At 64.6% G+C, this 20,018-nt stretch carries 18 protein-coding genes and 1 pseudogene; 1 reads left to right on the top strand and 18 read right to left on the bottom strand.

Annotation, left to right across the window (positions count from 1 at the left end; translation table 11 throughout):
* Window positions 1-41 precede the first annotated feature (41 nt).
* From BN1233_RS06940 to BN1233_RS06890, 11 genes are all read right to left on the bottom strand, one after another.
* Window positions 42-197 carry a hypothetical protein gene (locus tag BN1233_RS06940; protein WP_244470957.1) on the bottom strand — a complete coding sequence of 52 codons (156 nt, stop codon included), beginning with the start codon at window positions 195-197 and terminating at the stop codon, window positions 42-44.
* 666 nt (window positions 198-863) lie between these two features.
* The gene (locus BN1233_RS06935; protein ID WP_046862785.1) at window positions 864-2,600 is read right to left on the bottom strand and encodes a catalase; all 1,737 of its coding nucleotides are present in this window, start codon (window positions 2,598-2,600) and stop codon (window positions 864-866) included.
* Between the two features lie 372 nt (window positions 2,601-2,972).
* The gene (locus tag BN1233_RS06930; protein WP_046862784.1) at window positions 2,973-4,241 is read right to left on the bottom strand and encodes a glycerate kinase type-2 family protein; all 1,269 of its coding nucleotides are present in this window, start codon (window positions 4,239-4,241) and stop codon (window positions 2,973-2,975) included.
* A 121-nt stretch (window positions 4,242-4,362) separates the two neighbouring features.
* Window positions 4,363-5,802, bottom strand: coding sequence for a dihydropyrimidinase (hydA, locus tag BN1233_RS06925; protein WP_046862783.1), 1,440 nt, complete (start codon window positions 5,800-5,802; stop codon window positions 4,363-4,365).
* Window positions 5,789-6,583, bottom strand: coding sequence for an aspartate/glutamate racemase family protein (locus tag BN1233_RS06920; RefSeq protein ID WP_046862782.1), 795 nt, complete (start codon window positions 6,581-6,583; stop codon window positions 5,789-5,791). The genes hydA and BN1233_RS06920 overlap by 14 nt, the downstream gene beginning before the upstream one ends.
* A gap of 30 nt (window positions 6,584-6,613) precedes the next feature.
* Window positions 6,614-7,378, bottom strand: a complete 765-nt coding sequence (locus tag BN1233_RS06915; RefSeq protein ID WP_046863165.1) for a GntR family transcriptional regulator — start codon at window positions 7,376-7,378, stop codon at window positions 6,614-6,616.
* A gap of 85 nt (window positions 7,379-7,463) precedes the next feature.
* Window positions 7,464-8,519: a LysR family transcriptional regulator gene (locus BN1233_RS06910; protein ID WP_063776721.1), complete on the bottom strand. Its 1,056-nt coding sequence runs from the start codon at window positions 8,517-8,519 to the stop codon at window positions 7,464-7,466.
* Between the two features lie 2 nt (window positions 8,520-8,521).
* A complete protein-coding gene (locus BN1233_RS06905; RefSeq protein WP_063776720.1) occupies window positions 8,522-9,334 on the bottom strand; it encodes a maleate cis-trans isomerase family protein in 813 nt (270 codons plus the stop codon).
* A 62-nt stretch (window positions 9,335-9,396) separates the two neighbouring features.
* The gene (locus BN1233_RS06900; protein WP_046862781.1) at window positions 9,397-10,701 is read right to left on the bottom strand and encodes an MFS transporter; all 1,305 of its coding nucleotides are present in this window, start codon (window positions 10,699-10,701) and stop codon (window positions 9,397-9,399) included.
* 489 nt (window positions 10,702-11,190) lie between these two features.
* Window positions 11,191-12,429: an ArgE/DapE family deacylase gene (locus tag BN1233_RS06895; protein WP_147707068.1), complete on the bottom strand. Its 1,239-nt coding sequence runs from the start codon at window positions 12,427-12,429 to the stop codon at window positions 11,191-11,193.
* Window positions 12,430-12,451: 22 nt separating this feature from the next.
* On the bottom strand, window positions 12,452-12,805 hold the full coding sequence (locus BN1233_RS06890) for a M20/M25/M40 family metallo-hydrolase (protein WP_046862779.1): 354 nt from the start codon (window positions 12,803-12,805) through the stop codon (window positions 12,452-12,454).
* Between the two features lie 23 nt (window positions 12,806-12,828).
* On the opposite strand from BN1233_RS06890, the gene BN1233_RS06885 reads away from it, so the two are divergent.
* The gene (locus BN1233_RS06885) at window positions 12,829-13,341 is read left to right on the top strand and encodes a type 1 periplasmic-binding domain-containing protein (RefSeq protein ID WP_052763719.1); all 513 of its coding nucleotides are present in this window, start codon (window positions 12,829-12,831) and stop codon (window positions 13,339-13,341) included.
* 15 nt (window positions 13,342-13,356) lie between these two features.
* Here the strand turns inward: BN1233_RS06885 and BN1233_RS06880 are convergent, their stop codons facing one another.
* The 7 genes and pseudogenes from BN1233_RS06880 to BN1233_RS06850 form a co-directional block, all read right to left on the bottom strand.
* On the bottom strand, window positions 13,357-14,424 hold the full coding sequence (locus BN1233_RS06880; protein ID WP_046862778.1) for a ketopantoate reductase family protein: 1,068 nt from the start codon (window positions 14,422-14,424) through the stop codon (window positions 13,357-13,359).
* Between the two features lie 45 nt (window positions 14,425-14,469).
* Complete coding sequence (locus BN1233_RS48235; RefSeq protein WP_280139467.1) at window positions 14,470-15,018, bottom strand: 2-keto-4-pentenoate hydratase; 549 nt, start codon at window positions 15,016-15,018, stop codon at window positions 14,470-14,472.
* A gap of 226 nt (window positions 15,019-15,244) precedes the next feature.
* A complete protein-coding gene (locus tag BN1233_RS06870) occupies window positions 15,245-16,648 on the bottom strand; it encodes an amidase (protein WP_046862777.1) in 1,404 nt (467 codons plus the stop codon).
* Window positions 16,649-16,658: 10 nt separating this feature from the next.
* Window positions 16,659-17,951 (bottom strand): TRAP transporter large permease, encoded by a 1,293-nt coding sequence (locus tag BN1233_RS06865; protein WP_046862776.1) that lies wholly within the window; start codon window positions 17,949-17,951, stop codon window positions 16,659-16,661.
* A 28-nt stretch (window positions 17,952-17,979) separates the two neighbouring features.
* Window positions 17,980-18,609 carry a TRAP transporter small permease subunit gene (locus tag BN1233_RS06860; RefSeq protein WP_082145233.1) on the bottom strand — a complete coding sequence of 210 codons (630 nt, stop codon included), beginning with the start codon at window positions 18,607-18,609 and terminating at the stop codon, window positions 17,980-17,982.
* Between the two features lie 65 nt (window positions 18,610-18,674).
* Window positions 18,675-19,709: a TRAP transporter substrate-binding protein gene (locus tag BN1233_RS06855; protein ID WP_046862775.1), complete on the bottom strand. Its 1,035-nt coding sequence runs from the start codon at window positions 19,707-19,709 to the stop codon at window positions 18,675-18,677.
* 84 nt (window positions 19,710-19,793) lie between these two features.
* A pseudogene (locus tag BN1233_RS06850) lies at window positions 19,794-20,018 on the bottom strand (serine--glyoxylate aminotransferase); the annotation flags it as partial.

Below are 20,018 nucleotides of genomic sequence, written 5' to 3'. Positions count from 1 at the left end.
CATCAATCTCCGGTTTCGTACGCCAAGGCTGCTGATCGGGCCTACTTGTAATCCGAGGTGAGCCGGATGCGTTCGATATGCGCCAACCGTCGACGCTCCAATTCCTGCAATGTAGATTCTGAAATCGCTGCGACCAGCGCATCAGTCTCGCGCTGCCAGACATCTAAAGCCATGGGTAGCCTGAGCAGATCGTCCACCGAGCATCCGCTCGTCGGCCGCAGCCTCACAACCCAACGGGCATCTGAGCCCATGACCGGCTTCTTTCTCGAGAAGACGCGTTCAAGCTCTACCAGCAGCGGAATTCTGTCAATGTGACATCGCACAAGGAATAGGCGCCAGACCGTTCATCAAAGCACCCGTGTCTTGCAATTGCAATGAATTGTAGCTGACAGGGGGTGTCCGCATGAGCTCGCCCAACGCGACCAGGATGATCTTTTCGGCACGGGTTGGGGCGCATTGTCCGAGCGACTTCGCCTCTCTCCGAGCGTGGAGAGGAGCCAGGAGGAACGCGCCTCTGTTTTAGTCCTCGTTGCTGAAGACCAAATTGCCACGACGGTATGGGGATGGCCAGATTCCAGTGTCCGGTTTTGTCTCGGTCCAGCCCACCAGCCTTTTAGCGACCTCTTCTTACGCTTCGCCAGCCTCGCGACCAACGTCCAGTCGGGCGCGACCGGCAGACGACAGCCACGCCTCTCCACTTGGCTCTCTAAATAGGCCCATATGTGCCAATACCGACCCTGGTCACCACCGGCGCCTCACAGCTCGAACCACCGGCCAGATCCATCTGCCAGCCTAGCGATGCCCTTACAACAGATCGGGGCGGCGCTTCTTTCGCCGCCCCGTAGAGCAGTATTCGCCGGGGCTTACTCGGCGGCCTGCTGCTTCCTTTGGGCGGCAGGGCTGTTCCTCATACCGCTCAAAACCTCCTCGGCCGTCGCCTTGTGGTTCTTCACCGAGCTCGTCCATTGTCCCCAGACGGTCGGATCGATCTTGTCGCCGTTGTTGCCGAGCTTCTCGCGCCGGCGCTTGTCCTCGTCGGTCAGCACCTGCTTCGGCAGCGGCTCGAGATGGCGCACGTCGTCCGCCGTCATGCCGAGCATCTTCCCGACCCGGTTGCCGTAATCGTCATGGATCAGGAAGAAGTGCCACAGCATGCGCTCCTGTACGTCGCGCTCGCATTGCCCGAGCAGCGTGCCCATGTTGTGGACTAGGTCGTCGCGCTCCCAGTCCATCATCGTGCAGTAGCGGCCGCGAGCCTGGACGTAGTCGTTGCGGCGCTCGATCACGCTGCGGGTCAATCGCCCGCGGATCTCGGGGGGATTGTTCGGCGCTTCGTGCTGCGCCTCGTGCAGGCCGTTGTGGATGGACGGTTCGTAGTTCACATGCGGGTTCTGACCCGGTGCCAGATCGCGGTAGAACGACATCTGCCCGCCGGACTGGTTCGTCGCGACGCGGGAACTCTTGGCCTGGTTGACCGGCAGTTGCAGGTAGTTCGGTCCGACGCGGTAACGCTGGGTATCCGAGTAGGAGAAGGTTCGGCCGACCAGCATCTTGTCATCCGAGAAGTCGAGCCCGTCGACGAGCACGCCCGTGCCCATGGCGATCTGCTCGTTCTCGTTGAAGACGTCCTCCACGTTGCGGTTCAGCGTCATGACGCCGACATGGCGCAGCGGAAAATCCTTCTCGGGCCAGATCTTCGTGTCGTCGAGCGGATCCCAGTCGAGCTCGGGATGCTCGTGATCCTCCATGATCTGGACGTAGAGATCCCATTGGGGATACTCGCCCCGCTCGATGGCCTCGTAGAGGTCCTTGGAGGCGGAGCCGAGATCCCGGCCCTGCACCCTGGCGGCTTCCTCCGCGGTCAGGCTCGCGACGCCGCAGCGCGGATGGAAGTGGTATTTGACCAGCACGGTCTCGCCCTGGGCATTGACCATCTTGTAGGTGTTGACGCCGAAGCCCTCCATGTGCCGGTAGTTGGCCGGAATGCCACGCGGGCTGAACAGGTGCGTCAGCATGTGCATGGATTCGGGCGTCTGGCTCATGAAGTCGAAGATCCGGTTCGGCTCCTGGCGGAACGTGACCGGGTCCGGCTTGAGGGAATGGATGACGTCCGGAAACTTGATCGCGTCGCGGATGAAGAAGATCGCGAGATTGTTGCCGACTAGATCCCAGTTGCCATCCTCGGTGTAGAACTTCACCGCGAAGCCGCGCGGGTCACGCGCGACTTCGGACGAGTCGCGCCCGCCGATCACGGTCGAGAAGCGGATCGCCAAGGGCGTCTTCTTGCCAGCCTGCTGGAACAGCTTGGCGCGGGTGTATTTGGAGGCCGGCTCGTCGCCGATCTTGCCGGTCGCTTCGAACTCGCCGTAACACACGAAACCGCGCGCATGCACGACCCGCTCAGGAATACGCTCGCGATCGAAATGGGTGATTTTCTCCAGGAAGTGGTAGTTCTCCAGGGTGGCCGGACCGCGGCTGCCGATGGTGCGCTGCGATTGGTTGTTGCTGATCGGATGCCCCTGCCGGTTCGTCAGGGTGCGATCCGACGTTCCTGAAGACGATCCCTTGCCCGAGCGGGATCCGTTGCTGTTCTTTGCCATGGCTATCTCCCTTGAAGCCGTGGCCGAAGCCAAAGTGCTCCAGGCCAACGGACGACGCAGCGACTGGTAAGCGACGAAAGACGGATGCGGCCCCAAGGAATAGAGCAGACCCTGACAAAGGGAATAGCACCGGGTCGCATTGCCCCAGTCTGCCCTGGTCGACCTACCTCGGATAACATCGTTCACAGCAAGCATCGTGGGAGAGCGAGGCCGAAAACCACTTTGCTCGTGTGCGCCGAGAGGAGTTCCGCACGGAGCTTGCGTCGATTCGGGCAGAATTGATGGCTCGGCAACGGAGCGTGACGCTACAACATCACACTGGCTGGGAGCCGAGACGTCGCTCTGATCGACAGAGGGCCCCGCGTGTGGCCGTCAGTCTTCTTGGATCAGGATCGCCCGGAAGTCGTTAACGTTTGTCAGCGTCGGGCCGGTGACGACCTGGTCTCCGAGCGCCCCGAAGAAGCGGTGGCCGTCATTCTCGGCGAGAGCCTCTTTCGCGTTGATGCCGAGCGCGGCAGCGCGCGCCAGGGAATCCGGCGTCACGATCGCGCCGGCGACCTCTTCCGCGCCATCGACGCCATCGGTGTCGCCGGCGATCGCCCAGATGGCCGGCAGCCCATCGAGGGCCACGGCCAGGGAGAGCAGGTATTCGACATTCCGCCCTCCCCTGCCCTTCCCGCGCAAGGTCACGGTGGTCTCGCCGCCGGAGATCAGCACGCAGGGCGGCTCGGCGGGCTGGCCATGCAGGGCGACCTGCCGGGCGATCCCGGCCATCACGCGCCCGACCTCCCGCGCCTCGCCTTCGATCGCGTCGCCCAAAATCAGCGGCTTCAGGCCGGCTTCCACCGCAACCCTTGCCGCTGCTTCAAGCGACATCTGCGGCGTGGCGATCATCACCGTCTCGGCCCGGGCGAGCCGCGGATCGCCCGGCTTCGGGGTTTCGTCCACGGCGCGCTCGAGGTGCTCGATAACGGCTTTCGGCTCTTCAATGCCGTATTTGCGCAGGATCGCGCGCGCTTGCGCGTAAGTGGTCGCGTCGGCGACGGTGGGCCCCGAGGCGATGGTCGAGGGATCGTCCCCAGGCACGTCCGAAATGAGCAGCGTGAGCACGCGCGCAGGCCAGGCGGCGGCAGCGAGCCGCCCACCCTTGATGGCCGAGAAATGCTTGCGCACGCAGTTCATCTCGTCGATCGAGGCGCCCGAGGCGAGGAGCGCCCGGTTGACCTCCTGCTTGTCCTCGAAGGCGAGAGGCGGCGCCGGCAGGCTGAGCAGCGCCGAGCCGCCGCCCGAGATCAGTGCCAGAACGAGATCGTCCTCGGTCAGACCTTGCACCATGTTGAGGATGCGCCGCGCCGCGTCCCGGCCGCGCGCATCCGGAACCGGGTGCGCCGCCTCGATAATCTCGATGCGCGAGCACGGCACGCCGTGCCCGTAGCGGGTCACGACCAGCCCTTCGAGGGGTCCGTCCCAATGATCCTCGACCGCTTTCGCCATTGCGGCCGAGGCCTTGCCGGCGCCGATCACGATGGTACGCCCCTTCGGAGGCGCGGGCAGGAATTCCGGGATCCGAAGCGCCGGCGCGGCAGCCGCCACGGCGGCGTCGAACATCGCTCTCAGGAGTTCACGGGGTGAGCCATGCATGGGGAGCCTCGTTCAGCAGCCGGCACGATAGTGGTCCAGCCTCTTCGCAGGACAGACGGATTCCTCCAAGCGCATGGTCCGGGCAGCGTCAACCAGCCTGTGAATGGCGCTGCAGATAGCCCTATGCCGTGAAGGCACTCGCGGATGGCCCGCTGCTTCGCGCGAGCGGTGACTTTTCACGGGTCAGGTAGGTACCGTAGCCCTTCTCGCCGACGAGTTCGCCCTCCTGCGCCACGACCCGCCCGCGCACCATGGTGAGCACCGGCCAGCCCGTCACCTCCAGGCCCTGATAGGGCGTGTAATCCGAGCCGTCCTGAAGGAGGTCATGCGTGATCGTGACCGTCCGCTCCGGATCCCAGAGCACGATGTCGGCATCCGAGCCGACCGCGATCGTGCCCTTGCGGGGATAGAGGCCATAGGTCCTGGCGTGGTTCGTCGCGGTCAGCGCCACGAACCGGTTGAGGTCGATGCGGCCCTTCACGACCCCTTCCGAGAACAGGATCGGCAGCCGCGTCGCGACGCCCGGAATCCCATTCGGCACCCAGCGGAAGCTGGTGCGGCCCTTCGGGGCGAGCTTGCCCTGCGGGTCGTCGTAGCGGAACGGGCAATGGTCGGAGGAGAAGACCGAGAACACGCCCTGCTGCAGCCCCTCCCAGCAGGCCTCCTGGCTCGCCTTGTCGCGCGGCGGCGGCGAGCAGACATATTTCGCCCCCTCCATGTTGAGGCCCTCGAGGTCCCGCTCGGTCAGCACGAGGTATTGCGGGCAGGTCTCGCCATAGACCTTGAGGCCCTTCTGCTGGGCGCGGCGGATCTCCTCCAGGGCCTCGCGGTTCGAGACGTGCACGATCATCACCGGCACGTCGACGAGCTCGGCGAGCGAGATCGCCCGGTGCGTCGCCTCGCGCTCGACCGGGATCGGCCGCGAGCGCCCATGGAAATGCGGCGCCGTCTTGCCGGCGCGCTCCAGGCGATCGGTCAGGAAGCGGATCGCGTCATAGTTCTCGGCATGCACCATGACGAGCGCGCCGGTCTCGCGGGCGGTGTCCATGACCTCGAGCATCTCGCGGTCGGAGAGCGCCAGGCCCTCATAGGTCATGAACACCTTGAACGAGGTATAGCCGTCCGCGACCAGAGCCGGCAGTTCCTGGCCGAGCACCTGCTCGCTCGGATCGGCGATGATGAGGTGGAAGGAGACGTCGACATAGCACTCGCCCTCGGCGAGTGCATGATAGCGCTTGAGCGCCTCGCGCAGCGACTGGCCCTTCTCCTGGAGGCAGAACGGCAGCACCGTGGTGTTGCCGCCGATCGCGGCGGAGCGGGTGCCGCTCGCGAAATTGTCGGCCATGACGATGCCCTCACCCGAGGGCTGGGAGAGGTGGACATGGCTGTCGATGCCGCCCGGCAGCACGAGCTTGCCGGTCGCATCGATTACCGTATCAGCCGCGCCGAGATCCTGCCCGAGCGCCACGATCCGCCCATCGCAGATGCCGATGTCACAGGCGAAGGTGTCGGAGGCGGTCGCGACCGTGCCGCCGCGGATGAGAGTGTCAAAGGTGGGCATGACGTGGGTCCTCGTTTTCGGCTCCATTTACGGGCAGCTCGCGGTGCTCGATGCGGCGCGCCAGCGCCTCGGGCAAGCCGTGGGTCGATTTCGCGCCCGGACGCCGGAAGGTGCCGGCACTGGCCTTGCGGGGCGCCAGCGCGACGAGCGTCTCGGCCTGGCGCACCGCGGCTGCGATCGGATCGACGAGCGGCACCGGAATGCGGTCCTGCACCTTGCCGGCAAGCCCGGCAAGCGGCGCCCCCGACAGAATGACCACGTCGGCCGCGTCCTCCGCGACGGCGCGGTTCGCGAGCTCGACGAGCAGGCTCTCCTTCTCGGCCTGCACGTCCGCAATCGAGCGGAACGCGCCATCGAGCGTGCGCACGCCTGCGCAGCGGCCCTCGAGCCCGTGCAGCGCCACGCAATCCTGATACCACGGCCCAAGCGCACTCGCGAAGGTCACGATCGCGAAGCGGCGCCCGAGCATGCAGGCGGTCAGCATCGCGGCCTCGGCCATGCCGACCACGGGAATGTCGAACAGCTCGCGCGCCCCCAAGAGCCCCGGATCCCCGAAGGCCGCGATCACAGCGGCATCGACGCTCCGATGCGCTCCGGCGAGCATCTCGAGGGCGATCGCGCCGCCGATCTGCGCCTCGGCGCGGGTCGCAATATACGGCACGCCACGTGGCGCCGTGCAGGGAACCAGCTCCGTTCCGGGCGTCGCCGCCCGCTGACCCGCAGCACACAGCAGGTCCGTCACGTCGGCCGACGTGTTCGGGTTGAGAAGAAGAATTTTCACAGCTCGTTCCTCACGTGTTTCGGGCGCGGCTCATGCCTCGACGAGCGCGCGATCGGTGGATCCGCTTTCATGCGTTTTCTCCGTCTCGCTATGCAGGATCCCGGAGACCACCTCACCTGTGCGATAAACATGGTGCGCAAGGAGCCGGCCCGCCCTGTCCGCATCGCGCTCCTCCAGCGCCCGAATCACATCCCGATGCTCTCGGACAGACTCCTCCCACCGTCCTTGCGATGAGAGGGCAAAGAACCGTGCCCGCTCGACTCGGGCCAGCAGCGCCTCGTGCGTCGCCTTGAGCGGCGCGTTGCGGGCACAAGCGACGATGAAACTGTGGATCTGCTGGTTAAGCTCGAAATACTCGCGCAGCTCTCGGCGGTCGTGGTGACGCTCCAGTCGCTCTTGGAGCGACTTCAGTTTCTGAAAGTCCCGACCGGTCATGCGAAGCGCTGCGAGTTCCGCCGAGATCCGCTCGATGCCGCTCACCGCTTCGAACAGTTCCTCGATCTCCTCATGTCGGAGCGACGCCACGATCGCAGAGCGGTTGAGCCGGAGCTCGACGAGGCCCTCGGCAGCAAGGAGCTTGAGCGCTTCGCGTAAGGGCGTCCGTGACACGCCGAGAGCTTCCGAAAGCCCAACCTCGTTCAGTTGCTCTCCAGGCGCGAGGCTCCCCCGCACGATCAGGGTGCGGAGCCGGCTTGCGGCCTCTTCGTGCAGCCCTGTACGCGCGACGCGCAGGCGCCGGCCGTTGAGGACCTTGCCTCCTCTCCGAAGCTTCGGCTTTGCTCTCGCTTGGGTCATGGTTGGTCTCGCTCGATCAATGATCGGATCGATATCGGTCCCTCCCATCGTACACGCTCGAGGACCGCTTCATCCGCTCTGCACCTCAACGCCCGCATGTGTCCGGAGACTCCATGAGGGCCGCCAGATCAGCGCGGCAGGCGTCCAGAGACGGAGCCGGAGCACCATCAACTGCATGAGGCTCGATCTTCAATATAGCGCGCTCCCAAGAGGGCTTCGGACCATGGGTTTCGCAGAGGAAATCGATAAAGTGCCGGACCTTGAGGGGCATTAGCTCCTTGCTGGGAAAAATGGCGAACAGGCCGGCACGGCTGGGGGCACTATAGCCCAGCAGCACGCGTCGCAGCCGACCAGCGGCAAGATCCTGCCCCACCTCCCATGTTGGGCGCAGCGCAATCCCCAAGCCCGCCAGCAGGGCCTCGCGCATGGCCTCGCTCGAATTGGTACGCAGGCGCCCACGCGCCTTCAGGTGACGCTCGCCGTCCGGCCCTCGAAGGTGCCAGGACTCCTCGCCCTCGGTAGCCAGCAGGTGGTGGCGCGAGAGCTCATCCAGATCCTGAGGATCACCGAACCGGGTGAGATAGTCGGGCGCTGCACACAGGATGCAATGCATGGGCGCCAGCTTGCGCGCAATCAGAGGCGAGTCGGCGAGGTCGCCGATGCGGATTGCCAGATGGAATCCGTGTTCGACGATATCGACATAGTGGTCGCAAAGATCGAGCTCGATCTCGAGCGATGAATGGGTTTCGAGAAATCGCGGCAGGTGCGGAACAACGTGCAACCGGCCGAACAGCGTCGGGGCCGTGATGCGCAAGGTTCCCGTCAACGACATCGAGCTGTCGGAGGCGAATCCGACTGCCTCCTCGAAAGCTTCGAGCACGCGGACGATGCGGTTGTGGAATCCCTTACCGGCTTCCGTGAGGATCAGACGACGAGTCGTGCGCTCGATCAGCCGTGCGCCGAGCTTCGCCTCGAGACGCTGGATGCGCTTCGAGACGGCAGCAACCGCGAGCCCGAGTTCGCCTGCGGCCGCAGTCATGCTCCCGGCCGCAACGACGCGCGCGAATATCTCGATGTCGCCGAGATTGGTGCTCCTGTCGCCTCCGGTCCGGCGAAAATCGCGCTCAGACCTCCCATGCATCGTCAGCCCCGTGCCTCGGCGGATAACTTGGTCGAAGAGGCGGTTTCGGCATCATTCTGCGGCGGTCGTCCCGAAGACCAAGGCGTGGGACGCAGGTCGCGAAAGAGCGAGCCCCATTGCGTCACGCGCGAGCCGTCGATACCCGCAAGACCGAGACTCTTCCAGACCGTTGTGGCGATCGAGTCGTAGATCGGAAGCCCAAGCTCGCGCTCCGTGGCTGCGGCGACGGAGGCGCCCCGCAAATTGGTGCACACGATCGCAACGGCATCGCAACCCTCTCTGGCCACGGCACCGATCAGGCCGGCAAGCGTCTCCTCACCCACAGTGGCGAATGAGAAGTTGTCCTGAAGATCGAGATGACGCTCGGCCGAGCAAACGAAGCCCGACTCTTTCCAGTTCGCCATGATCTTGGCTTGCACATCGCCGCGATAGGGCGTGACGAGTCCGATCTTCTTCTTCCCCGTTCGTTCGAAGATCTCGCGGAAGGCCAGAACTGACGTGCATGCCGGAATCCCGGTTGCGGACAGGATCCTCTCGCACAGGCGCTCGTCACGGTCGAAACCGAGCCAGCTCGCAGAGGTCCCGTTCCAGGCGATCACGTCCACCCGGGCGTGAGCGAGAAGCTCCGCTGCGCGAAGGATCTCTGTATCGTCGAACTGTCCGAGCGCCTGCTCGGACAAGGCGATTTCGGTCACCTTGAAGCGAGAGAAATGAGCGCTGACATCGGGCAGTTCCGCGATCATCGCCGTCGTCACGGGCTCGAGCACGGTGTTGGAGGACGGGGTCAGCATCCCGAGTCGGATGGTGCGGGTCATGGCGCGATCCTGAAAGTTTCGGTGCAGGGCGGGACTTCGACGGCCCCGCCCCGTGAGAGTGCTCAGACGGGCAGCCTGCGGCTGTAGTCGATCGCGGTCGAGCAGGCGAGGAGCGCAACGCCCGCGGCGGCGAAGAACATCAGCGCCAGGAAGTATGAGCCGGTGGCCTGGACGATGAGCCCGACGATGATCGGCACCGAGATTCCGGCGATGTTGCCGCCGAGATTCATGCAGCCCCCGAGAAGACCGGACCGCTCGCGTCCAGCCAGGATCGACGGGATCGCCCAGTACATCCCGCACCAGCGCAGGAAGAACAGCGTGGTCGACAGAAGCGCAACAACGACAATCGGATCCTTCACGTAGGCGACCGAGAAGATCGAGACCGTGGCGAACACCGCCGCGATTCCGAACAGCGTGCGGAAGATCGTATTCGGACGACCGCCACGAGCGCGCCAGAGATCCGCGATCCAGCCGCCGACGAGCTCGCCCACGAACCCGGAAAAGAAGATCACGAAGGAAGCGCCACCTAGCGTCTTGATGTCGAAGCCGTGCACCTTGAAGAGGTAGGTCGGCATCCAGGTCAGCAGACCATAGAACACGGTATTGAAGAACATCCAGCCGAGGCACATGCACCAGACCGAGCGGAAGCGGAAATAGTCCGCCCAGCGACCCTTTCCTCCGGTGGGACCTTCTGCGTCCTCGCGGGCATGGGCCTCCTCGATATAGCGCGCTTCGGCTTCGCTGACGGAGGGATGCTCACGCGGCGTATTGCGGATGTACCACCAAGCCCAGAGGCCGCACAGCATGGTGCCAACGCCCGCGACCACAAAGGCAGCGCGCCACGACTCGAATGCAGCGATGAGCCAAGCGATGACGATCGCGCCGAGGGCAGCACCGAGCGGCGCACCACCATCGAGCAGAGTCGCACCGCGCGCCCGCTCGTTCTGGGTCATCCAGATTGCGTTGAGCTTGCCGCCGGCCGGGTAGATCGGAGCCTCCGAGGCGCCGAGTCCCAGACGCGTGAGCAGGAGCACAATCCAGTTCGGCGCGAGCGCGGCGACGGCCTGGAAGAATCCCCAGCCAGCGGTCGCGGCAGCGATGACAATCCGCGGCTTGTAGCGGTCGGCAAGAAGGCCGCCCGGGACCTGCATGAAGGCATAGGTCCAGAAGAACGAGCTCAGAAGCAGACCCTGCATGGCAGGATCCAGGTTGAACTCCTTGGCAATGAGCGGCATCGCGACGGAAAGGGAAGCTCGATCGATGTAGTTGATCGAGATCAGAAACAGCATCAGCAGGAAAATCTTCCAGCGAACGTTGGAAGTTCCCGCTGTGGTGGGCGCGTGAATGGCTGGGGCGTGAGCGTTCATGTGGCTCCTCCGAAAGAGCTTTGCAGCGAAGTTTTTCTTCTTGGGATGCGAGCCCCTCCCCCAGCGGGGCGATCATCCGGGATGCTCGGACTTTTGACCAAGCATGCGACCGATTGCAAGCAATTTTTGCATGTTGCATGCAATTTCCCGATAAATAGCTGTGTGCAATATCGTTTTGCCATCTAGATCACCTCGTTTCGGCCAGCTTCCGGTGTTGCTTGCTGGCGGTCAGCGGCGGGCAACTTCGTGACTGGCCTCTGCGTGCAGCCGAGCAAAGTGAGTATGCGCGAGCCCCACCGCCCGGACCGGCCTCTCAATGCGAGAGGGCCGTTTCCGGGCTGGCGGAAACGGCCCTCGCCGGTGCTGCAAACGGGGTCGGCGCGCCGCTCAAGCGGCCATCTTGCGATTGAGTGCGTGCTGGTCGATGGCCAGCGCCAAAGTCTCGTCGGCCTGCGAATGGCACCCGTCCGTCCGGGCCGCCTTCAAGCTTCAGGCCCGGGGTGTCGAGAGCAGGTCCGCAAGCGTGAGAGCGACGACCTTCGTGGCCTTGCGGAGATCCTCGAGCGCCAGCTTTTCGTCGGCCCGGTGCCCGTTGGCTTCGAGCAGCGAGCGCGGCCCGGCCCCGTAGAGCACCGTCGGAATGCCGGCCGCGCTGTAGAGCCGCGCATCCGTGTAGAGCGGCACGCCGTTGGCCGGAATGTCCTCGCCGAGCACCATGCTGGCATGACGCTGAATCGTCGACACGAGCCGCTCATGGCCGGGCTGCGGCTGCAACGGCCGGGCGAGCAGAATGCGCTGCGTCGTGACCGTCACGCCGGGCAGACGCGCCGCCACCGCCGCGATCTGCGCCACGAGATCACGCTCGACGATTTCCGGCATCTCCTCGGGGATCATGCGCCGGTCGACCCGCAGCGTCACGACATCCGGCACGACATTGGTGTTGATGCCACCCTCGATGAGGCCGACCACCAGCGTCGGGTGCTCGATGCCGGGCACCTGCGAGCGGATCGCCTTGTAGGCCTCGCGCAGCTCGTAGAGCGAAGCGAGCAGCTTCGTCGCGGCCTCGAGCGCATCGACCCCGGTGTCGGGGCGCGCCGCATGCGCGGACTTGCCCTCGACTCTGACCTCGAGATGCAGGCAGCCGTTATGCGCCACCACGATGTTGTAGGAAAAGCCGGCGCTCAGCACGTAGTCGGGTTTCGTGAGCTTCTGATCGAGCAGCCAGCCGGGCCCGATGAGTCCGCCGATCTCCTCGTCATAGGTCAGGTGGAGTTCGACCGTGCCCGCGAGTCGTGCCTTGCTCTCGATCAGGGCCTTGAGCGCGAAGGCGTAGGCCGCAAAGTCCGACTTCGAGACCGCCACGCCGCGGCCATACATCACCCCGTCGCGGATCTCGGCGCCATACGGGTCCGCGGTCCAGCCCGCGCCGGGCGGCACCACGTCGCCATGCGCGTTGAGCGCCACCGTCGGCCCGGGCCCGAAACGATGGCGCACAATCAGGTTAGTGGCGCTGATCATGCCGTTTGCCCGCACAACCTCCTCCGGGACCGGGTGACGCTCGACCGTGAAGCCGAGCGCTTCCAGGAGCCCGGCTGCGGCTTCCGCATGCGGGCGGCAGTCGCCGGGCGGATTATCGGAGGGAACCTTCACGAGTTCGGCCAGGAACGCGACCTGCTTCGGGTGGAAGCGATCGACAATGGACGGCAGCGTGGAGACCGGCGTGATCATGTTCATGAGGAGAGTCCGTTCTTCAAAATTTGAGTGACAGGGTGCGCGGATCGAGGTGCATCACGAAGTCCAGGAGGACCCGCACCGCAGCCTCGGCATCCTCGGCGGTGATCGCCTCTGCGGGATTGTGGCTGATCCCGCCGGCGCAGCGGACAAAGAGCATGCCCGTGGGGCACAAGCCACCGAGCACCATCGCGTCATGGCCGGCGCCCGAGGGCAGGCGCAGGAAGGTCAGCCCGAGGCGCGCGGCGGAGGCTGAGAGCGCCGCGACGAGCCGGTCATCGCAGAGGCAGGCCGGCGCCTCGTGTTCCCGCTGCAGAGCGAGACTGACCCCACGCCGCTGCGCGATTCTCGGGCAATCAGGACGACAATGCACTCTCGAAGCGCGTGGCAGACGCAATGATCGACGCCGGCTCCGATGCGATCTTCACCATGCTCAACGCCGGGCGAACGGGCGCGATCGACGCCTGCCGCGAGCGGAACGTGCCGCAGATCGGCAATATCGGCGACTGGGTGGCCACCATGCCCGACGTCTCTATTGCCTCCGCCGTCGCCGATTCCGGCCGTGCACTGTTCAATGCTGCCGAGGACTTGGTGAAGGGCTCATTCAAGCCCGGCATGACGAAGCAGATCGGACTCGAGCAGCCCGAGGCGGTTCGCCTGACAGTTTCCGATCGAATTCCGCCTGACGTGCGTTCCCAGATCAGCGCGCTCGCCGCCGACATCGTCGCCGAGCGCATCCACGTATCGACCGAGTGGGCGGGCGACGAGTTCGAGACTGCCAAGACATCGAAGTCGGCTACAGGACCACCAGGGCACGACCTGCCCTTCGGCCTCGCCGCGTGTCGGCGGAACACGAGGGCCGTTTTCGGCGGTTGGAACCGGCCCTCGTGTTCTGCGGCCTACTGCTGAGATGAGCGGCTGCGTTCAGGCGGCCTTCTTGCGGTTTGCGGCGAGCCGGGCATCGACGAGCGCGACGGTCTCGTCGATCACGGGGTGGCGCATGTTCTGCTGGGCCGCGACCGCCTGCACGAGCCGGTCGACCCGCTCGATGGCCTGCGCCCCGGCAAACAGGGCGCGGGCTGCCGAAGACGGCCGCACCAGCCCCTGCGCCGCTGCCGCATATTTCTCGAACGGCACCAGATCCTCAGGGGCTGCTCCGAGCTTCAGGCACACCTCCCGGACGAAGTCATAGACCGCCCGCGACGCCTCGGGGTCGGAGTGCACGGCCTCCTGGATCGAACGCGGCCCGGAGGCGGTCACGCAGCGGTAGTTGCCGGTCAAGAGCATCGCCCATTTCGCGAGCGGCACGAAGAGGGAGTCATGCACCTTGAGCTTCACGGGCAGCTCGACCGGGCCGGAGCTGGTTTCAAAGCGCACCGCCTCGATGTCGGCCTGCAGCCGGCGCAGCATGGCCGTGTGCGCCTCGTCGGCAAAGCGCGCCACCTTGAAGTTGGTCGGCAGCGTCACCTGCAGGACATTGGCGGCCTCCTCGGGGGGCCGAAACGCCTGCGGGTCGGGGCTGCACAGGGTCATGAGCTCGGGGTCGAAGTGCTGCCAGACGCTCGGGTCCGTGAAGGCTCCGGTCAGGGCGCGCGTGTCGAGCCCGGGCAGGCGCGCCAGATACGGCAGGGGCGGCATGTTCATGAGCGACATGCACGGCACCTGCGCGCGCGCCACCGCCTCGAGGAGCTCGCGCACCCCGGCCGACCCGTATTGCGGCTCCTGCATCGCGAGCGCCACGAGATCGAAGCTCTTCGGATCGACTGCAGACGGCCCGGCCGCCACGAGCCGGCCCGGGGCCTGGCGCGAGTCGAGCTCGACCGGATCGCGGCCGCGCACCGGCAGGCGCACCCGCGCGCCATCGCGGTTGATCGCTTCGGCCTCAGCCGGCAGGCAGACCAGCGTCACATCATGGCCCGCCAGCGAAAGCTTCGTCCCGAGCAGCGAGCCATACGAGGCGCCCAGAATCAGAATGTTGTAACTCTTCGACATGTTCGTTTCTCCCCCATTGTGACTGCAGAAAGCGCGACGGTCGCGTCACGCGAAATGGACGGCAGCGCGTCCCAAGCCCGGGAATTCGGCCTCGACGGTCGCGCCCGGATCTACGAAGATCATGCCCGTATACGAGCCCGTCGTCACGAAGGCACCGGCGCTCACACCACCACGGTGATGCGCGCAGTGATTGATGAGCCAGACCAGCAGCCAGCGCGGATCGCCAGCCGGATTGCCTCCCCTGCCCTCCACCGCAACGCGCCCGTCGATCGTGAGTTTGACCGGAGCATCGGTGAAATCCTGCCCGCGCCATGGAACACCCACCGGGTCGTAGACGAAGCCGCCATTGCTCTGATTGTCGGCGAGCACCCAGAGGCGATCCGCATTCTTCCAGTCGGCGAGCCTCGTATCCACGACCTCGATTGCGACATGGACCGAGTCGATTGCCGCAAAGACTTCATCCTCGCTGAGCGGCTCCGCGCGCGGCGCAATGTCCCGACCGATGCGGAACGCGATCTCGGCCTCGACACCACGCATGTGAAGTGTCTCCTTCGGCCATTCGATCGGGCTCGGCCGGATCAATTCTGCGAACATCGGCGCGACATTTGGGGTTTCATTGGGAGACTTTGCACCAACTTTCCAACCGCCGATCGGTCCAAACTGCCTCGCAACGGCGGCTTGGACAGCATAGGCTTCCTCCGATCCCGAGGGCCCTGGCAGGAATGGCTGCACCTGACGTCGCAGGCGACGGCCTTCTGCCAGTAGAGAAGCAGCCCGTTCGACATCGAAACGCATGGGAACAAACCTTATTCTGGAAGAGTCAATCAATCGCCGGCCAGCGATTGGCCCAGGGATGGGCCCGCTCGTACTGGGCTGCGAGCTGCAGCAGCCTTTCGTCACCACCATAGGGGCCGACGACCTGAACGCCGACCGGCAACCCGCTGCGCGACGGACGGCAGGGAAAGCTGATACCCGGAAGGCCGCCGGCATTCGCGAAAGCGGTGAAGACGGCGTGACCCCGCGGCCCAACCGGCTGACCATCGATCGTCTCCGGATGCGTGACATTGGCTGTCCAGGGCAGCGCCGCGAAGCTCGGTGTCAGAATCGCGTTGTGGCGCTCGAATGCGTCGGCGAGTTGCGCACGGATCTGGGTGACCTTGTCGAGCGCATCTACGTAGTCCGCCGCGCGCAACGCCGCGCCGTGCTCTGCGAGCGGCCGAAGCTTCTCGCCGATCAATCTCTCCCAGCCGGGCTTTCCCTCGAGGAACCACGCGAGGCCGGCCGCACCGACCACGCCCCAGATCCGGTCGAGCGCCGCGAGATCGAAAGGCGCGTCGCCCTCCTCGATGCGATGCCCCAGGGCTTCGAGCCGACGTGTCGCCTCGGCGACATTGGCCGCGATCTCGGGATCGACCGGCGCCCCGCCGAACCGCGGGACGTAAAGGATTCGTAGGGGCGGAGGATCCTCGAGGGTGCAGCGCGGACGCTCCGGAAATGCGAGCGAGGCGCGGTCGTGCGGATCCGGCCCCGCAATTGCCGCGAACAGCATCGCAGCATCGGCCGTTGTGCGGGCAATCGGGCCGATGACCTCGAAATCATGCAGGATGACGGGAAGCCCATGCGTGCGCGCCACGCGGCCCGTGCTGGGCTTGAGACCTACCAGTCCCGTATGCCCTGCCGGCCGGCGGATCGATCCGCCGCCATCCGTTCCGATTGCGAGCGGGCCGAGGCCCGCAGCGACGGCCGCGACGGCGCCGCCGCTCGAGCCTCCCGGCGTGAGACGGGCGTCCCACGGATTGCGGGTCGTCCCGAAAAGAGAATTATCGGTGTAGCCCTGCAGCGTGAACTCGGGGACGTTGGTCTTGCCGAAAATTACGGCTCCCGCGGCACGCAGGCGCGCCACGGGCAGCTCATCTGCGTCGGGCACGTATTCGCCGAGGACGCGACTGCCCCAGGTTGTGCGAAGGCCGCGGACCGGGATGTTGTCCTTGACCGTGATCGGAATTCCATCGAGCGGGCCGCGGGCCTGCCCGCTACGCCACCGGGCTTCGCTGTCCCGTGCGGCCCGCCGGGCTCCTTCGAAATCGAAGGTGACGATGGCGTTGATCCGCGGGTTGACCGTCTCCGACTGCGCGAGGACGGCGTCGAGGACTTCCACGGGAGAGAGTTGCCGGTCGGCATAGGCGGAGGCGAGTTCGGAGGCCGACAGAGTCCAGAGCGACATTCGATCCTCGTCAGAACATCTGCTGCGGAAGCCAGAGCACGATCTGCGGCACGTACCACAGGAACACCGTGAAGCCGAGCATCATCACGACATAGGGCCACACGCCTGCGATCACGTCACTGATAGAGCCGCCGTCGCGGCGGATGCTCTGCACCACGTAGAGGTTCATTCCGACGGGAGGCGTGATCATCGCAATCTCGCTCATCAGCACGATGAACACCCCAAACCAGATCGGATCTACGCCGAGGTGGGTGACGATCGGATAGGCGATCGGGATCGTGGTCACCTGCATCGACAGCACTTCGAGGAAGCAGCCGAGGATCAGGTAGAACACGATGAGGAGGAAGATTATCTCGGTTGGCCCGACTCCAAGCGAGGTGACGAATTTCGTCAGCACCTGCGGAATGCTCAGGAAGTTCAGGGTGACGTTGAGGATGAACGAACCACAGATGATCAGGATGATCATGCCGGTGATCGTCGCCGTCTGTCGGAAGCAATGGTGCAGGGTCGCGAGATCGAAGCGCCCAACGGTGAGCGCGAACCCGATCGCGATGATCACGCCGAGCGACGCCGATTCCGTCGGGGTCGCCCATCCCATGTAGAGGCTGCCCATAACCACGCCGAAGATAACGAACGGCGGGATCAGATACCGGGACTCGTAAAGACGCGCTTTCAGCGGAAGTCGCACTTCCACGAGCTCACCGCGGTGCCAGTTCGCATAGGCGATGTACGTCATGAAGAGAAGTGTGAGCAGAATGCCTGGAATGACGCCTGCGATGAAAAGCTTGCCGATCGAGTTGTTGGTGATCGAGCCATAGACCAGCATGGCCACACTCGGCGGAATTAGAATGCCGAGCGTGCCGCCGGCGGCCAGCGACCCGAGCGTCTGACGGATATCATAGCCGCGATCCTTGAGGGCCGGCAGGGCGACGGTACCGATCGTGGCGGCCGTTGCAACCGACGAGCCGCAGGTCGCCGCGAACAGGGCGCAGGAGGACATGTTGGCGTGCAGCAATCCACCTGGAAGCCGGCCAAGCCAGACCGAGAGGGCGATGTACATCCTGTCCGCGAGCCCGCTCCGCAAGAGGATCTCGCCGAGCAGGATGAAGAGTGGGATTGCGGTCAGCAGATTTTCGTTCTGGACGCTCCAGATCACGCTGCCGAGCGACTCGATCATCGGCGCACCGGCCGTGGCGAGCCCGCCGACAACGCCCATGCCGGCCATGACGACAGCGACCGGGATACCCAGCATGAGGATGACCAGGGCGACGAAGAATGAAATTGAGATCGTTGAAATTGCCATGGGCTCTCTCCCCGCGAAGCCTCGACCGTCAGCGACGGGCTAGGTTGTCGAGCTCGTCCTTGATTTCTTCGACGGCTTCCTTGGGACCGTAGAGGCGGTTTAGCGCGGCGGCGTTGCCGGTCACGAGCAGATAAGTTGCGTGGAGAGCCATGATGGCGGAGACCACGGCGAAGATGACGATGCCCGCATACCAGAGACTCTGCGGATAGATCAGCGGGGTGGCCCAGGGAGTCGGCGCCGTGCTGTTATAGGCGAACGAGTCCTCGAGGATCGTGAGGCAGACCCAGGCCAGCAGCCCCCCAAAGGCAGCGAGCGTCACGATCGAGAGCCAGTTCAAGGCCATCTGCACGGGGACCGGTAGCATCAGATGGAAGAGCTCGATCCGGATATGGGCGCGATCCACGAGCGCGGTCGTGAAAGCCAGCGCCGAGCCCACCGCGAGCGCGTATCCGCCGAGCTCGTCGACGCCCTGGAGCGAGAAGTCAAAGAGCTTCCGGCCGAGCGTTTCGATCGTGACCAGTATAGTGAGCGCGAGCAGGATATAGCCGGTGATGATGGCGAAGAAGCCACCGACACTCTGGAGATGATCCGGCAGGCTCGATTTCCGCGCAGGCAAGGGCGTCACATCCTTGAAGGTTGTCGTCGGGGCGTTCTGCATGGCGGTGGTCCGTCTGGAGAGATAAAAATGCGGCCTCCTGGTTTCGAGAGGCCGCTTGCTGAATCTCACTTCATCCCGACGATCGGGCCGAGGAGTTTCTTCCAGGTCTCACCGCAGCCGGCATATGACTTGTTGCAGACCTCGGACCAAGCCGGGAAGGATACGCTCGCGACGGCATCCTGGACCAGCTTGAGGTCAGTCTCGCGCACGGGAACCTCGGTCATGTTGTATTTCTTGACCGTCGTGCACGGCTCCTTGCCGACATTGCAGCGCACGGCATCATCGAACAGTTCCTCCGAATAGGCCCAGATATCGTTCTCGAGCTTCTTGAAGGCGTCCGTGAGCGTCGCCTGCTGCTCCGGCGTAAACTTCTTCCAGGTGTTCAGATTGATCGCATAGGCGTTGAGCGCAGTCTGGAAGCCGATCGGCATGAAATGCGTCGAAACTTCGGGCCAGCCGGCGGAATTGGCAGAGCTCGGCCCAGTGATCGCGCAATCCACCACGCCGCGCTGGAGCGATTGCTGCGTCTCACCGAATGAGATCGTGACGGGAACACCACCGATCCGTTCGATGAACTGCGCCAGCGACTGGTCGTATACGCGAACCTTCTTGCCCTTTAGGTCAGTCAGGCCCTGGATCGGCGTGTTGCAGAACACGACCTGTGGACCAAAGGGCCAAATTCCGAGCAGCTTGCCATTGAAACGCTCTTGAAGGCGCTTGTCGAAAGCTTCCCGATAGGCGTCTACAACTTTGCGGGTGACCTGGTAGTTCGGGTTGAGCCCGACGATATCGGCGCCGAGAAGGAACGGCTCGTCGCGCGACACCTGCGCGATGCGGAGCGTCACGATGTCGAACAGGCCGGATTTCAGAACCCGAAGTCCCTCGGCATCCTTGATGCCGATGACATCCATCGGTTTGTAGTCGACTTCGAGCGGAAGCCCTGTCGTCTTGGCGAGATTTTCGAAGAACGGCTCTTCCTTTTTCTGCTGGATGAGGCCGGTCGCAAGCAGGTTTCCGGCAACGCGAAGCTTGATCGGCTCCGCTGCGTAGGCGCTGCCGGCGACCGCCAGGCCGATCGAAATGGCGAGAATCTTTCTCATGCTTCACTCCCTTGGTTCTACAGGTGTCTTGGAAGGTCACCGAGCGCCGGATGAACTCCGGTCTTCTTGTAAGGATCGAACTGTCTATTCGGCCGCTTCTTTGAGGGGTCTTACGCTTCCGCTGAGGTAGCTCATGGCGGCGTCGACGCCGCCAGGCCGGTGCGGGATGCCGCAGACGGAGAGCCCCATCTCGATGCCGGTCAGGGTGCCCGTGACCATCAGCTCGTGAAAATCCCCGAGATGCCCGATCCGGAATACCCGATCGGCCAGCTGTCCGAGCCCGCTGCCGAGGCTCATGTTCGAGCGCTT

Origin of the sequence: Microvirga massiliensis, assembly GCF_001006805.1 — a bacterium.
GTDB classification, from domain to species: domain Bacteria; phylum Pseudomonadota; class Alphaproteobacteria; order Rhizobiales; family Beijerinckiaceae; genus Microvirga; species Microvirga massiliensis.
The sequence above is the reverse complement of the archived record's forward strand: the minus strand, read 5'-3'. Positions and strand labels throughout refer to the sequence as shown.

Coding starts and splice junctions, on each gene's coding strand:
- BN1233_RS06930 (WP_046862784.1), bottom strand. CDS start 4,241: ATGCATGGCTCACCCCGTGAACTCCTGAGAGCGATGTTCGACGCCGCC.
- BN1233_RS06895 (WP_147707068.1), bottom strand. CDS start 12,429: ATGATCACGCCGGTCTCCACGCTGCCGTCCATTGTCGATCGCTTCCAC.
- BN1233_RS06855 (WP_046862775.1), bottom strand. CDS start 19,709: ATGAGAAAGATTCTCGCCATTTCGATCGGCCTGGCGGTCGCCGGCAGC.
- BN1233_RS06910 (WP_063776721.1), bottom strand. CDS start 8,519: ATGCATGGGAGGTCTGAGCGCGATTTTCGCCGGACCGGAGGCGACAGG.
- BN1233_RS06905 (WP_063776720.1), bottom strand. CDS start 9,334: ATGACCCGCACCATCCGACTCGGGATGCTGACCCCGTCCTCCAACACC.
- hydA (WP_046862783.1), bottom strand. CDS start 5,802: ATGCCCACCTTTGACACTCTCATCCGCGGCGGCACGGTCGCGACCGCC.
- BN1233_RS06870 (WP_046862777.1), bottom strand. CDS start 16,648: ATGTCGCTCTGGACTCTGTCGGCCTCCGAACTCGCCTCCGCCTATGCC.
- BN1233_RS06915 (WP_046863165.1), bottom strand. CDS start 7,378: ATGACCCAAGCGAGAGCAAAGCCGAAGCTTCGGAGAGGAGGCAAGGTC.
- BN1233_RS06900 (WP_046862781.1), bottom strand. CDS start 10,701: ATGAACGCTCACGCCCCAGCCATTCACGCGCCCACCACAGCGGGAACT.
- BN1233_RS06885 (WP_052763719.1), top strand. CDS start 12,829: ATGATCGACGCCGGCTCCGATGCGATCTTCACCATGCTCAACGCCGGG.
- BN1233_RS06865 (WP_046862776.1), bottom strand. CDS start 17,951: ATGGCAATTTCAACGATCTCAATTTCATTCTTCGTCGCCCTGGTCATC.
- BN1233_RS06880 (WP_046862778.1), bottom strand. CDS start 14,424: ATGTCGAAGAGTTACAACATTCTGATTCTGGGCGCCTCGTATGGCTCG.
- BN1233_RS06860 (WP_082145233.1), bottom strand. CDS start 18,609: ATGCAGAACGCCCCGACGACAACCTTCAAGGATGTGACGCCCTTGCCT.
- BN1233_RS06935 (WP_046862785.1), bottom strand. CDS start 2,600: ATGGCAAAGAACAGCAACGGATCCCGCTCGGGCAAGGGATCGTCTTCA.
- BN1233_RS48235 (WP_280139467.1), bottom strand. CDS start 15,018: ATGTTCGCAGAATTGATCCGGCCGAGCCCGATCGAATGGCCGAAGGAG.